This is a genomic window from uncultured Rhodococcus sp. (assembly GCF_963525155.1).
GTDB lineage: Bacteria > Actinomycetota > Actinomycetes > Mycobacteriales > Mycobacteriaceae > Rhodococcus_F > Rhodococcus_F qingshengii.
Map to the genome: position 1 here is coordinate 1 of NZ_CAURKP010000140.1, position 14,047 is coordinate 14,047.

12 protein-coding genes are annotated in these 14,047 nt (G+C 62.9%); 7 read left to right on the top strand and 5 right to left on the bottom strand.

Going from position 1 to position 14,047, the window contains the following annotated elements; translation table 11 throughout:
• The 3 genes from RWT78_RS22235 to RWT78_RS22245 form a co-directional block, all read left to right on the top strand.
• Positions 1 to 985: amidohydrolase family protein (locus RWT78_RS22235; RefSeq protein ID WP_314680796.1), on the top strand; the 985-nt coding region annotated here is incomplete at its 5' end.
• Positions 986 to 992: 7 nt separating this feature from the next.
• Positions 993 to 1,802: an FAD binding domain-containing protein gene (locus tag RWT78_RS22240; RefSeq protein WP_003941021.1), complete on the top strand. Its 810-nt coding sequence runs from the start codon at positions 993 to 995 to the stop codon at positions 1,800 to 1,802.
• Complete coding sequence (locus RWT78_RS22245; protein ID WP_314680800.1) at positions 1,799 to 4,507, top strand: molybdopterin cofactor-binding domain-containing protein; 2,709 nt, start codon at positions 1,799 to 1,801, stop codon at positions 4,505 to 4,507. The genes RWT78_RS22240 and RWT78_RS22245 overlap by 4 nt, the downstream gene beginning before the upstream one ends.
• Here RWT78_RS22245 and lat read toward each other — a convergent pair.
• Together lat and RWT78_RS22255 are read right to left on the bottom strand one after the other, a co-directional pair.
• On the bottom strand, positions 4,504 to 5,832 hold the full coding sequence (gene lat / locus RWT78_RS22250; protein WP_042922145.1) for an L-lysine 6-transaminase: 1,329 nt from the start codon (positions 5,830 to 5,832) through the stop codon (positions 4,504 to 4,506). The genes RWT78_RS22245 and lat overlap by 4 nt on opposite strands.
• A 65-nt stretch (positions 5,833 to 5,897) precedes the next feature.
• A complete protein-coding gene (locus tag RWT78_RS22255) occupies positions 5,898 to 6,362 on the bottom strand; it encodes an Lrp/AsnC family transcriptional regulator (RefSeq protein ID WP_003940830.1) in 465 nt (154 codons plus the stop codon).
• A 30-nt stretch (positions 6,363 to 6,392) separates the two neighbouring features.
• On the opposite strand from RWT78_RS22255, the gene RWT78_RS22260 reads away from it, so the two are divergent.
• Together RWT78_RS22260 and RWT78_RS22265 are read left to right on the top strand one after the other, a co-directional pair.
• The gene (locus RWT78_RS22260) at positions 6,393 to 7,688 is read left to right on the top strand and encodes a VOC family protein (RefSeq protein WP_054825827.1); all 1,296 of its coding nucleotides are present in this window, start codon (positions 6,393 to 6,395) and stop codon (positions 7,686 to 7,688) included.
• Complete coding sequence (locus RWT78_RS22265; protein WP_003940993.1) at positions 7,675 to 9,180, top strand: aldehyde dehydrogenase family protein; 1,506 nt, start codon at positions 7,675 to 7,677, stop codon at positions 9,178 to 9,180. The genes RWT78_RS22260 and RWT78_RS22265 overlap by 14 nt, the downstream gene beginning before the upstream one ends.
• On the opposite strand, the gene RWT78_RS22270 is transcribed toward RWT78_RS22265, so the two are convergent.
• Genes RWT78_RS22270 through RWT78_RS22280 form a run of 3 tightly spaced genes read right to left on the bottom strand, consistent with a single transcriptional unit; the run spans position 9,131 to position 12,349 of the window.
• Positions 9,131 to 9,916 (bottom strand): alpha/beta fold hydrolase, encoded by a 786-nt coding sequence (locus RWT78_RS22270; protein WP_314680810.1) that lies wholly within the window; start codon positions 9,914 to 9,916, stop codon positions 9,131 to 9,133. The genes RWT78_RS22265 and RWT78_RS22270 overlap by 50 nt on opposite strands.
• On the bottom strand, positions 9,913 to 10,977 hold the full coding sequence (locus RWT78_RS22275; RefSeq protein WP_042449601.1) for an isopenicillin N synthase family oxygenase: 1,065 nt from the start codon (positions 10,975 to 10,977) through the stop codon (positions 9,913 to 9,915). The genes RWT78_RS22270 and RWT78_RS22275 overlap by 4 nt, the downstream gene beginning before the upstream one ends.
• The gene (locus RWT78_RS22280) at positions 10,958 to 12,349 is read right to left on the bottom strand and encodes a nucleobase:cation symporter-2 family protein (protein WP_314680813.1); all 1,392 of its coding nucleotides are present in this window, start codon (positions 12,347 to 12,349) and stop codon (positions 10,958 to 10,960) included. The genes RWT78_RS22275 and RWT78_RS22280 overlap by 20 nt, the downstream gene beginning before the upstream one ends.
• A gap of 134 nt (positions 12,350 to 12,483) precedes the next feature.
• Here RWT78_RS22280 and RWT78_RS22285 point away from each other — a divergent pair, with 134 nt between their 5' ends.
• Both RWT78_RS22285 and RWT78_RS22290 read left to right on the top strand, forming a co-directional pair.
• On the top strand, positions 12,484 to 13,047 hold the full coding sequence (locus RWT78_RS22285; protein WP_003940980.1) for a helix-turn-helix domain-containing protein: 564 nt from the start codon (positions 12,484 to 12,486) through the stop codon (positions 13,045 to 13,047).
• Between the two features lie 57 nt (positions 13,048 to 13,104).
• Positions 13,105 to 14,047 (top strand): acyl-CoA dehydrogenase family protein (locus RWT78_RS22290; protein WP_314680818.1); only part of this gene is annotated, 943 nt, incomplete at its 3' end.

Consider the following 14,047-nt stretch of genomic DNA (forward strand, 5'->3'; position numbering starts at 1 on the left):
CCACTACGTCGTTCCCCGCGACGCCGGCGACGTTTTCGAGGCCGAGATCACCGCGGCTGCGCAGGTCGGCCTTCGATTCCACCCGTGTCGTGGGTCGATGGATCTCGGCCAGAGTTCCGGCGGCCTGCCACCGGATCACGTCGTGGAAAAACTCGATGACATCCTGACCGGCACGCAGTCGGTGATCGACCGTTGGCACGACCCGAATCCCGGATCGATGCTGCAGATCGCGGTAGCTCCCTGCTCACCCTTCTCGGTGACGGAGGCATTGCTCCGCGAGTCCGCGACGCTGGCCCGCGAAAACGGCGTGCGTATGCACACGCATCTGGCCGAGACACTGGACGAGGAGAGATTCTGCCGCGAGCATTTCGGTTGCACACCGGTCGAATACATGGAACGAGTCGGCTGGGTGGGCCCGGACGTCTGGTACGCCCACGCAGTCCATCTCGACGACGCCGGTATCGAGACGATGGCGCGAACCGGAACTGCGGCGGCGCACTGCCCGACCTCCAACGCGCGCCTGGGAGCCGGTATCGCCCGTGCCGCCGATCTGGTGAACGGCGGGGTCACCGTGGGGCTCGGCGTGGACGGCGCGGCGAGCAATGAAGCTTGCAGCCTGATCGAGGAGTCTCGTCATGCACTTCTGTTTGCTCGCGCGAAGGGCGGACCGCAGACGATGACGGTGCGAAAAGCCTTGGAATTGGGAACGATCGGCGGCGCACGAGTTCTGGGCCGCGAGGGCGAAATCGGATCGATCGAGGTCGGAAAACTTGCCGACCTGGCGGTGTGGAAACTCGACACCGTCGCGCATGCCGGCATCACCGATCCGGTGGCGGCGCTCGTACTCGGCTCGACTCCCCCGCTGAGGTTACTGCTCGTCAACGGGCGAATCGTAGTTGCCGACGGACGAGTCACCACCGTCGACGAGGACGTCGTGGCCTCGGATGTCGCACGCGCACACCGCGACCTACTCGGAAAGGCTTGAGGTCGCGATGGACCTGCACAGCGTCGACGAAGTTCTGGTGCCGCGGACCCGCGCCGAACTCCCCTGTGCGTCACCCGGCATCGGGTTCATCGGTGGCGGCACCTGGCTGTACTCGGAACCGCAGCCGCACCTGACCACCCTTGTCGACCTTGCGGGCTTCGACTGGGAAGCTGTGGCGGTCGGCGATCTCGGTCTCGAGATCGCGGCCACCTGCACCATCGAGGAACTGTGCCGCGCCGAACTTCCCGCATCCTGGCGCGCCGCAGCGCTGTTCCAACACTGCGCTGACGCACTACTCGCATCGTGGAAGGTGTTGCGATACGCGACAGTCGGCGGCAACATCGCGCTCTCCTTCCCGGCCGGAGCGATGACGACTCTGTGCACCGCTCTCGATGCCGAACTGACGATCTGGCGTCCGGACGGTACCGAATACTCGTTCCCCGTAGTCGATTTCGTCATCGACGATTCTCGAAACGTACTCAGGTCCGGTGAGATCATCCGCAGTGTCCGGATTCCCGTGCATGCATTGACTGCACGTACCGCGATGCGAAAGCTGGCTCAGACGTCACTCGGGCGATCGGCCGTAGCCGTGGCCGGACGCTGCGGCGCCGACGGTTTCACGCTGGCGATCACCGCCGCGACCCGCCGTCCGTACGCTCTGAAATTCGACGAACTCCCCGACGCCACTGCACTTGCGGACGCGTTGCGCAGCAGGATTCCGGAAGACGCCTACTTCACCGATGTCCATGGAACTGCGCCGTGGCGGAAGGCGATGACCGAGCTTCTTGCCGAAGAAATCCGAGGTGAACTGGAATGAAGTACTCGGTGGACGGAGTTCCGCGCGACGACCAGCCCCGCCCAGGACAGTGCCTGCGAACCTTCCTCCGCGAGCACGGAGCGAACTCCGTCAAGAAGGGGTGCGATGCCGGAGACTGCGGCGCCTGCTCGGTGCTGGTCGACGGACACCCCACCCATTCGTGCATATTTCCCGCCCATCGCATCGACGGCCGCGACGTCGTCACCGCCTCCGGTCTCGGAACACCGGAAAAACTTCACCCCATTCAACAGGCATTCGTGGACGCGGGCGGATTCCAATGTGGTTTCTGTACAGCGGGAATGGTAGTCACCGCATCAGCGTTGTCGGTCGAGCAAAAATCCGATCTCGCGTGCTCGATGAAAGGTAACCTGTGCCGCTGCACCGGTTATCGGTCCATTCGTGACGCTCTCGCCGGTACATCCAATACGGAGACTGCCAAAATAGGCGGGGCACAAGGGCGTTCGATCGCAGCACCGGCGTCCGCGCGCATCGTCACGGGAACCGAGCAGTACACCATGGACTTCTCCCCGGGTGAGAAGCCGGTCGACCTGCTTCACGTCGCAGTACTCGGCAGTCCGCACGCACACGCACACATAACGCGGATAGACACGGCAGCAGCCGAAGCGGCGCCGGGCGTCACCGCGGTCCTCACTTTTCATGACAGTCCGGACGTGCTGTTCTCGACCGCCCGGCACGAGGACCGCAACGACGATCCGGACGACACGCGCGTGTTCGACAGCACCCTCCGCTTCCGCGGCCAGCGCGTAGCCGCGGTCATCGCCGAATCCCCGACGCAGGCGGAACGTGCACTCTCGCTGATCGAAGTCGACTACGAGGTACGCGACGCGGTATTCGAACCAGATCTGGCGCGTTCCCCCGGCGCTCCACTCCTGCACGGCGACAAGGACGAGAGCTCGCGGATCGCCGAGGCCCCTCGCAACGTGGTTGCCGCGCTTCACGATGGCGTCGGCGATCTGGACCGTGCGCTCACGGATGCGACTGCAGTCGTCGAAGGTACGTGGAAAACTGCGCGAGTCCAACACGTGGCCTTGGAAACTCACGGCGCAGTGGGGTGGCTCGACGAGGCGGGCCGTCTCGTCATCAGAAGCAGCACACAGGTGCCGTTTCTGGTTCGGGATGAATTGGCCCACATCTTCGATCTCGATCGCAGCCGAATCCGGGTGTTCGCAAAACGGGTAGGCGGGGGTTTCGGCGGGAAGCAGGAACTACTCACCGAGGATCTGGTCGCACTGGCCGTCTTGAAGACCGGCAAGCCCGTAGCCTACGAGTTCAGCCGCAGCGATCAGTTCACCATCGCACCGTCACGGCACCCGATGCGAGTATCGGTGCGTGCGGGCGCCGACGCCGACGGAACTCTCACTGCGCTCGCTATCGACGTCCTTTCCGACGCCGGGGCGTACGGGAACCATTCGATCGGAGTCATGTTCCACGGTTGCGCCGAATCCATGGCGGTCTATCGCGCTGCGACCAAACGCGTCGACGCCGAAGCGGTCTACACGAACAACGTTCCCTCCGGGGCCTTTCGTGGTTACGGGCTCGGCCAGATCATCTTCGCCGTCGAGTCGGCCATGGATCAGCTCGCGGATCGTCTCGGCATGGACCCCTTCGAGTTTCGGCGGCGCAACGTCGTCGTTCCCGGAGACGATTTTGTCGACTGGCACGTCGAAGACGGTGATCTCGAATTCGGCAGCTACGGACTGGACCAGTGCATCGACCTCGTCGACAGTGCACTGTCGAGCGGACGCGGAGAGGCTGCACCGGCTGGGTCGCGTTGGCAGATCGGTCGGGGCATGGCAATTGCCATGATCGCGACGATCCCGCCGCGTGGTCACTTCTCCGACACCACCGTCGCACTCGAGGCCGACGGTCGGTACGTCGTGAACATCGGCACCGCTGAGTTCGGCAACGGAACCACTACGATTCACCAGCAGATCGCGGCCACCGAATTGCGGACGACAGTCGATCGCATCACGATTGTTCAATCCGACACCGATGCCGGCGGATACGACACCGGAGCATTCGGGTCGACAGGAACGGTGGTCGCCGGAAAGGCGCTCCTGATCGCCTGCGAGCGCCTTCGCGAGCGGATACTGACCCGTGCGGTGCGATCGAGCGGTCGCGGCGCGCAGATCGACGACCTTTCGCCGGACGGTGTCGAAACGTCCCACGGTTGCCTCGATTTCGCGACGCTACTCGAAGGTGGCCCGCTCGCCGCTGACGGTCGCCACGACGGGACACCGCGCTCGGTCTCGTTCAACGTTCACGGTTTTCGCGTTGCCGTCGACACGAACACCGGCCGGGTGAAGATCCTGCAGTCGGTTCAGGCCGCCGATGCCGGCACCGTCATGAACCCGGCACAACTGCGAGGGCAGGTGGAAGGCGGTGTGGGACAAGCGCTCGGCGCTGCGCTGTCGGAGGAGATCGTCATCGAAGAAGGTCGGGTGATCAATCCGCAGTTGCGCAATTATCACGTTCCCCGGATCGGGGATCTGCCGATCACCGAAGTACTGTTTGCCGACACGTACGACAAGCTCGGGCCTTTCGGCGCGAAATCGATGAGTGAGGCCCCCTTCAATCCTGTAGCACCGGCGTTGGCAAACGCGATTGCCAACGCGTGTGGAGTGCGTATGTACTCCACACCGATGACACCGGATCGAGTGTGGGAACAGCTACAGAGGCCCTAGGTCTCGCGTGCGAGCACGCGCTCGACCGCGTCGACCGCGTCGTCCAGCTCACTGGTGGTCACCGTCAGCGCGGGCCGGAATCTGATTCCCCTCTTCCCGGTAGGCAGTATCATCACGTGCTCGTCTTCACGCAGTCGCTGTACGACGCGATCGCGAAGGTCACTGTCTTCCAGAGTGATCGCGCACATGAGGCCACGACCGCGCGGCTCGGTTGCCGCCGCGTACCGCCCGCAGACTTCGGTCAACCGGGCAAGGAGATGCGCACCCGTGAATCGCACGCGGTCGATCAGTCGGTCCTGCTCGACGACTTCGAGTATCCGCCGGGCACGAACCATGTCGGTGAGGTTGCCACCCCACGTCGAATTGATCCGAGAACTGACGTGAAACACGTTGTCATGCACTTCATCCACGCGCCCGCCGGCCATGATTCCGCACACCTGCGTTTTCTTGCCGAACGCCACCACATCCGGACTGAGACCCAATTGTTGGTAGGCCCAGGCAGTTCCGGTGATTCCGCAACCGGTCTGTACTTCGTCGAGAATGAAGAGGGCGTCGTTTTCGTGGCACAACTCCTGCATCGCCTGCAGAAATTCCGGCCTGAGGTGATGGTCGCCGCCCTCGCCCTGGATCGGCTCGGCGATGAAACAGGCAATGTCGTCGGGGTTGTCGGCGAAAGCTCGGCGCGCTTGATCGAGAGCTTGCCTCTCCGCAGCTTCGACATCGCGGCCGTCTGCCAGGTACGGCGAGTCGATACGTGGCCAGTCGAACTTGGGGAATCGCGCGACCTTGCCCGGTTCGGTGTTGGTGAGCGACATCGTGTAGCCACTGCGGCCGTGAAAAGCCTCGGTCAGGTGCAGGACCTTTGTCCCCAGATCTGCTGACAACCCACGGCTTTCGTTCCACCGACTCTTCCAGTCGAAGGCAACCTTGAGTGCATTTTCCACCGCCAGGGCTCCGCCGTCGACGAAGAACAAGTGTGGGAGTGCCGAATCCCCCAGTACCCGAGCGAAAGCCGCAACGAAGCGCGCCATGGGTTCGGTGTAGATGTCGGAGTTACTCGGCTTGTTGGAGGCCACGACAGCCAACTCCTGTTGAAACTCCTCGTCGCCTGTGATCGCAGGGTGATTCATACCCAGGGCCGAAGAGCCGAAGAAACCGAACATGTCCAGATACTCGGTTCCGTCTCGCAGGTCACGGAGATAGGAACCCCGCGACCCTTCGACGTCGAGAATCAGATCGAATCCGTCGACGAGGATGCTGGCCTTCAACACGTCGTAGACCGGAAAGAGCGCACTGTCACCGAAGTCTCGCATCGCAGTACTCATACGCGAAGGTTATGTCAATTTTCCGGGAGTGTCGATAGAGGACCGTAAAAGTTATTGAACAAGCGTCATTCATCGTAAAAAGTTTGTAGGATGATGGTGCTTCGTGTGTTGACGTTGGCTGCCGTACGGATCTCCTGCAGCAATCGCTCCAACGCCCGAGGTGACGCCACCCGGACCAGGAGGACGTAGCTTTCGCTCCCGGCTACCGAGTGACACGAGACGACCGCCGGCAGATGACGCAAGCGGGCAGGCGCATCGTCGGGCTGCGAGGGATCGAGAGGAGTGATGGCGACAAATGCGGACAGATTGTGACCGAGTGCCTCCGGATCGATCTTCGCGGAGTACCCACGGATCACCTTGCGAGATTCCAAACGACGCACTCGCGACTGGACTGCGGAGATCGAGAGTCCAGCCTTCTCAGCAAGACTCGCGAGAGTGGCACGGCCGTCCAAGACCAATTCACGCATCAAGAGTCGATCGGTTTCGTCGACCGGAACACCGGCAACGTCACTGGTTTCTGTTTCTCGCACCTGCGCAGGCTAACGCAATCGGACATTCGTATGGTTGAAACCTGGGAGCTACGTGCACGGTTCGCAGCGGCCCTCGCCAAGATGTATGGCGACGAGGTCCCCGCTTACAACACCTTGGTAGATGTAACCATGCAGGTGAACCGTGATTTTGCCGCCGAACATCCGGATTCTGCGGAGCGCCTGGGCAGCCTGGCGAGAGTCAGCGCCGAGCGTCACGGCGCCATCAGACTGGGGACTCTCGACGAACTACGTGACGTAGCCACCGTCTTCGGCGGATTCGGTATGTTTCCGGTCGGCTATTACGACCTCCGGCTCACAGACTCCCCCATTCCCGTTGTCTCGACGGCATTTCGCCCCACCGATCCCGCCGAACTCGCCCGGAACCCGTTCCGCGTTTTCACCTCGGTGCTGACCAGTTCCGATTCCAGGTTCTTCGACACCGACCTCGAGCGTCGGATCACCGGGTTTCTGCGTCGCCGGACCCTGTTCTCTCCCGAACTTCTGCAGTGGGCACGTCAATCGAGTCGCGAGGGCGGCCTGACGGAGCCCGAGGCGACACAGTTCGTCGATGCAGCGACCTCGGCGTTTCGGCTCGGCACCGATCCCATCGACGCGGGCTGGTACCGCGAACTCGCCGCAATCTCGCCTGTCGCTGCAGACATTGCGGGGCAGGGCTCGACCCACGTCAATCACCTCACCCCGCGAGTGCTCGACATCGACGAGTTGTACCGCCGCATGACCGAGCGCGGTATCACCATGATCGACCGCATCCAAGGCCCGCCGAGATGGAGCGGACCACCACTACTTCTGCGGCAGACGTCGTTTCGTGCATTGGCCGAAGACAGACTCTTCCGTCAGCACGACGGATCGGTCACCACTGAGCCCGTCCGCGTCAGATTCGGCGAGGTGGAGGCACGCGGAATCGCGTTGACCCGCAGCGGGCGAGCGATCTACGACCGACTGATCGCCACGCCCGAGGACGCCGACTGGGACAGCGAATTTCCGCACTCCGAAAGCGAACTCGATGCCGCGGGGTTGGCGTACTTCACGTACCGAAACGAAGGAACTGTTGTCGTCCTCGACCCGATCGTCTACGAGGACTTCCTACCTGCCTCCGCGGCCGGGATCTTCGCATCCAATCTCGATTCCGTGACCGGATTCGTTTCCGATGCGCCCGGCGCCGAATACGGGCAGGATCGATTGGAGGGCGCCATCGACCGCACCATCGAAGATCCGTTCGAGCTGTACCGCGCACAACAAGAGGCGTCACGTGCCGTGCTGCCTCCCGCCCACAACAACAGAGGACTCCCCAGTGAACCTGCCTGATTCTTCGAGCCTCGCCGATCGCGCCGAAAGCGCCCTTGCCGCGTGCGGTGTCGAGTGGCCCGCCGGCGACCTGAGCGCACGAACCCCCATCACCGGTACGCAACTGCGTACCGTTCGGCAGCACTCCGGCCGAGAGGTCGACGACGCCGTCGAGGCGGCTCATCGTGCGTTCCTCACCTGGCGAACCGTTCCCGCTCCGGCGCGCGGCGCGGTCGTACGCCGGCTGGGCAGCTTACTGACCGAGCACAAGGATGACCTCGCGGAAATCGTGACGTTGGAGGCCGGGAAGGTCACCTCGGAGGCTCTCGGCGAGGTACAGGAGATGATCGACATCTGCGAGTTCGCCGTCGGTCTCTCCCGGCAGCTCTACGGACGCACCATGCCGTCCGAGCGTCCCGGACACCGGTTGACGGAAACGTGGCACCCTCTCGGCGTTGTCGGAGTCATCTCCGCGTTCAACTTTCCCGTCGCGGTGTGGTCGTGGAATACCGCCATTGCTCTCGTGTGCGGCGACGCCGTCGTCTGGAAGCCTTCGGAGACCACGCCGCTGACTGCACTGGCATGTGACGCCCTCCTCCGACGCGCACTCGCCGACTGTCAAGCACCGATCGACGTTCACCAGTTGGTCGTCGGCGGACGTGACGTCGGTGAGGCTCTCGTGGACAACCCACTCGTGGCCTTGGTCAGCGCCACCGGTTCCGTGAGGATGGGCCGCGCCGTGGCTCCGCGGGTCGCCGAGCGCTTCGGACGAAGTCTCCTGGAGCTGGGTGGAAACAACGCCGCAGTCGTCACGCCGTCGGCGGATCTCGAGCTTGCCGTGCGCGGAATTGTCTTCTCCGCCGCTGGAACTGCCGGGCAGCGCTGCACCTCACTGCGCCGGCTCATCGTTCACGAGTCGATCGCCGACAACGTCGTCGACCGCGTTGCGTCCGCGTACGCGCAACTCCAGGTCGGTAGTCCCTTCGATTCCGGTGTTCTGGTCGGGCCGCTGATCAACGAAGCCGCGTTCGAGACGATGCAGAAATCGCTCTCGGCCGCACGCGCGGACGGCGGAACTGTGGTGTGTGGCGGGGACCGCGTCGGCGATTCCGGGTTCTACGTGACGCCCGCTCTCGTTCGTATGCCAGCACAGACCGAGGTGGTACGGGCGGAGACTTTTGCACCCATCCTCTATGTCTTGACCTACACCGATTTCGACGACGCCATTGCGCTGCACAACGGCGTACCTCAAGGACTTTCGTCCTCGATCTTTACACTCGACCAGCGAGAAGCAGAGCGCTTCCTCGCCGCCGACGGCTCCGATTGCGGCATCGCGAACGTGAACATCGGAACGTCCGGTGCGGAGATCGGCGGCGCATTCGGCGGGGAGAAGGAGACTGGCGGCGGACGCGAGTCGGGTTCGGATTCGTGGAAGGCATACATGCGCCGAGCCACCAATACCGTCAATTACTCGGACCAGCTTCCGCTGGCTCAAGGGGTCGAGTTCGGCTGAACACCTGCCGGGCGAAATCGGTGATCGCGTCGATCAACTCCGGGAGCGCCGACAACTGCGGTGCATGGTCGGTGCCCAGGCTGACCACCTGGGCACCGGGGACAAGTCTCTGCATGGCGCGTTGAGCCTCGATCGGCACGGTTCGATCCAGCGTGCATTCGACATACAACCTCGGCACGGTTCCGAATCGCTCTTCCGTCCAGACAGGTGCCATCAGGCGGGCTGACTCCAGTTGTGGAACGAGCATGCGCGCGGCGAAGATCGCATCAGCCTCCGGCGCTTCGTGGAAGAACACAGCGGCACCGGCTTCGGGCGGTACCACCGTCGCATCCCCGTCGGCGGTGGGGACCAACCAACGTGAGATCCCGACCGGACTTTCCAGACCGAGTTCGATGCAGAGCATCCCGAAGTCCGTCTGCGATGGAAGCATCATCCCTGCGACGTACACAAGACCCGTTACCCGCGAAGGCAGCAACTCAGCCACCTGTGAGGCCACGATGCCACCGCCGGAGTGACCGACGAGGGCGCACTGTCCGTCCAAGGACTCGACAACTGCCACAACATGTTCGGCAACGACATCGAGATCGATCACGTCGTCTGGGTTCCAACTTCCCGAGCCGGGAAGCTCCACCACAACGGGATTGAAGCCGGCCGATTTCAGTGGGCCACACACACGATCCCAGACCCACCCGCCGGCCCACGCTCCGTGGATCAGGACGATGTTCCGTGCACTCACTGCTTGACCTCGAGCTCTGCAGCCGAAAGTACCCGAGCCGCCTCACGACCTGCGGCGGCGTTGGACTTCCCCTGCCTCGACCCGGCCAATTTGGCCTTGATGTGATCGCGAACGGTAATGGGTTCGTACTCCAAGCCGGAGTCGTCCTGAAAACTCGGCAAGGTCGCAATCACCGCGTCGACGTTTCCGTCATGGAAGAAGGCCGCCGATCGCCGGCGCTTGATGGTGCCGTTCACCACCGGAGGCGCAACTCGGTGCAGCGTGGACATCCACCTGTCGTTGGTCAGTCGCGCGGTGAGATCCCCGAGGTTGACCAGTAGTGCGCCGTCGTGCGGCCAGACATCGTGCCAGCGTCGGTCGCTCCCGAGTACTTGCAAACCTTCGACCTGGTCCGCCCACAGCACGGTGACCAGCCCGAAATCGGTATGTTCGCCCATCCCCTTCAACTCACCGTCCAACGTCACCGTCCCTTCGGGTAACGCGTAGTTGTTCATCCGCAGTACGTCGATGGAGTGGTCGGTGATCGACTCGAAGAATCCTGGGGTCAGCCCGAGCGCGTCTTCGAAAATGGTGGTCAGTGTGCGTGCCACCCGCTCGCCATGGGCGTAGTAATTCTCCACCCGCTCCGTGAAACCAGACACTGCGGGCCACAGGTTGATTCCGTAATCGTCCTCCGACAGTTCGAGTTCGGTGAATGATCGGGCTTCGGTTCCGACGTTGAAAGCCTCGAAAAAGTCGTTCATTCTGGTCGCGGATTCGACGCCGAGGCTCAGGCTCAGCGACTCGCTCTTGGGCGGGCTGTACCCACGATTCGCGCCCTCGATTCGGTAGCCCGACTTCGTCTCCATCGGCAGCCCGAAGAAGTCGTCCATCGCTTCGGCGAGGCCGGAAGAAACAGCGGCCGGAACACCGTGGCCTCGAATCTGCATGAAACCTACAGTCCGACAGGCATGGTCGACTTCGGCAGCCACTCGCGCCTTGTCCTGGTCGGCACCACCGAGCACGTAAGGCGAGATGTCGACGACGGGCACTTCGAAGGGATCAGACTGGGACTGTGACACTGGCGTCTCCTGCAGAGCTGGTGGCGGGTTCAGATTTTGCAGTGGCATGGAGGCTCTCTCGCGATCGCCTCGCGAGTTCACCGAGTCGGGTGTGATTGAACAGCAGATTGAGCGAAAAGGCCGAGGCCGCAGCCAAGGTGATGCCGCTACCGAGGAGGATCTGAGCCGAGGAGGGGAATCGCTCGAACATCCCCTCCGCAAATTCCGGAAGAATACCGATCCCCACCGATACAGCGGCGATCGTGGTGTTGATCGGGTCACTGAGATCGACCTTGCGCAGCGTGTTGATTCCGACCACGGCGACAGTGGAGAACAAGATGATTCCGACGCCGCCGACCACCGGATCAGGCAGGGCTGCAACCACTTCACCCATTCGCGGGATGAGGCCGAGGACGATCAGAATGGCACCGCTGGTAGCGGTCACGTACCGGCTGTACACCCGGGTCGTGGCAACAGCGCCGACATTCTGCGAGAAAACGGTGTCGACAAAGGCATTGAAGATTCCGCCCAGAACTCCCGACATCCCGTCGGCCACCAGCCCTCGTGCGAGATCTGCTTTCTTCAAAGGCTTTCCGGTGATCTCGCTGACCGCCAGCATGCTCGCCGTCGATTCTGCGAAGACGACTGCCATGACGATACTCATCGCCACCACGGCGGTGACGGGAAACTCCGGAGCGCCGAAGTGGAACGGCATCGGGAAGCCCACCCAGGCCGAGCCGCCGACGCCACTCAGATCGATCAGGCCCATCGGGATGGCGATCACGGTGCCGATCACAAGCGCCATCAGTACACCGAGTTGCGTCCACATCCCGCGACCGAGGCAGATGAACGCCACCGCGATCACAACGACTGCGGCAGCCAGCGCCAGATTCTTCGGATCGGCGAACGACGGGGAGGTCGGGTCGTTTCCGACGATCAGTCCTCCCGCGACACCGATCAACGAGATGCCGATGACTGTGAGGACGACGCCGGTGACCAGGGGTGGGAAGTATCGGACGATTTTGGCGAACGGGACGGCCAAGGCTATGCCGACCACGCCACCGACCAGCATGGACCCGTACACGGCCTGCAGGCCGTACTCCTTGGCGATCAGAATCATCGGCGTCAGCCCGGCGAACGTCGCACCGCAGACGATCGGCAGGCGGACACCGGCAACCTTGCCGACGCCCAGGCTCTGAATGATCGTGATGATGCCTGCAACGAGCAAGTCCGCACTGATCAGCATCGCGACCGTGCTGCGGTCCAGCCCGACGGCGGCACCGAAAACCAGCGGAACCGTGATGCAACCGGTGTACATGATGAGGACGTGCTGAAGAGCAAAAGCAGACTGGCGGGCAATGGGGAGCCGCTGGTCGACTGGATGGATGGCCATGCGCCGATCTCCGTCCGAAGCTGGAAGTGTTTCGTGTACGGGACTATTCAGCACGTCGATAATTTCTTACCGTGGTCGAATTTGTTTCGTCTGTGTAATCAAAACTTTCACCAGAGCACTGCTATCTTCGGCACATGGACGACGACCAGAGAGCGATAGCGACCGCAATCGGGGCAGCCGTGCGGACAGCGAGAAAAGAAGCCGGTTTGACGTTGCGTGAGGTTGCCGTGAAGTCAGGGTTGTCGCAGCCATTCCTGAGCCAAACCGAAAACGGGCACGCAGTACCCAGCGTCATGAACCTTCACCGCCTCGCGCAATCGCTCGGCACCACGGCGCACTCACTCTTGGCACAGGGCGAGCGAACTCCGTCCAGCCTCGTCCGCGCCGGCGAGGGGCGAACCTTCGAACTGGCACACGATTCGGTGATCCGATTCTGCTCGACCGGCTCACGGACCATGGAACCCAACGAGATCACGGCAGCACCTCACTCCGAGGCAGGTGAGCACACCGAACATGCCGGCGAAGAATTCATTCACGTTCTCGAAGGATCTGTCGAGGTCGAGGTCGGGCTGGACGAGCATCACGTTCTTCATGTCGGCGATACCCTCCTCTACACCTCGACCATCCCGCATCGGTGGTTCAATCGCACCGCTGCAGTTGCGAGATTCCTCATCGTGAGTTCACCGCCGTCCTTCTAGATACGCCACCGCTTCAGTTCCACACCACAACCCCGGCTCACGGCTTACCCTGACAGCGTGACCAAGTGGCCGGAACTTGCGCGTGAGATCGCCGATACCGTTCTGTTTCCCGTCGCCGACAGCGTCGACGCCGACGGAGAAATCCCCAGCAGCCATTTCGACGCGCTCGCCGCCGACGGCTTCTACGGCATCGCCGCCCTCGGTGAGGGTGGCCCCAGCAGCGAAGAACTGGTCGAGGTCCTCGAAACCTTGTGCGGCGGTTGCCTCGCCACGACGTTCACCTGGATGCAGCATCACGGCGTCGTCGGGGCCCTGGCAGCGAGTACCAATACGTCTCTGCGCGAACAATACTGGGACGGTCTGGTCTCCGGCACGATTCGCGGTGGGGTTGCGTATGCCGGCGCCATCCCCCGCCCACCGCTTCTGTGGGCGAAGCGGGTGAACGACGGTTACGTCCTCGACGGGATCGCACCCTTCGTCACCGGTTGGGGCATCGTCGATGTTCTCTTGGTGTCGGCGCGGGACGAGTTCGACAATTCCATCGTTCATTCCGTCGTACCGGTGGGCGAGGCCCCGGGTCTGACGATCGAGGAGCTTCCACTGATCGCGGCGCGCGGGAGCAACACCGTCCGAATCGTGTTCGACGCTTTCGAAATTCCCGATCCCGACGTCTGTGCGGTCGTCAGCGACGAACAGTTCCAGAGCACCCAACTCCCCGGCTTGTGGCTCAATGGCGCGATGGCCATGGGCATCGCCCGCCGCGCCGTGACCGAACTCGCGGATCTGGGAGTCGACGCCGACGCGTTCGAAGAACAAGCCGCCCGGGCGCGCGCCGATCTCGATGCAGCACTGCGCGGCGGCGGCGACATGTCGGCCGCACGCGCCCGCGCATCGGAACTTGCGATACGAGCATCGGCCACGCTCGTCACTGCGACCGGAAGCCGCGCCCTCGTCGGCAGCAACACCCCCGAGCGGCTCATGCGAGAAGCCACCTTCACTC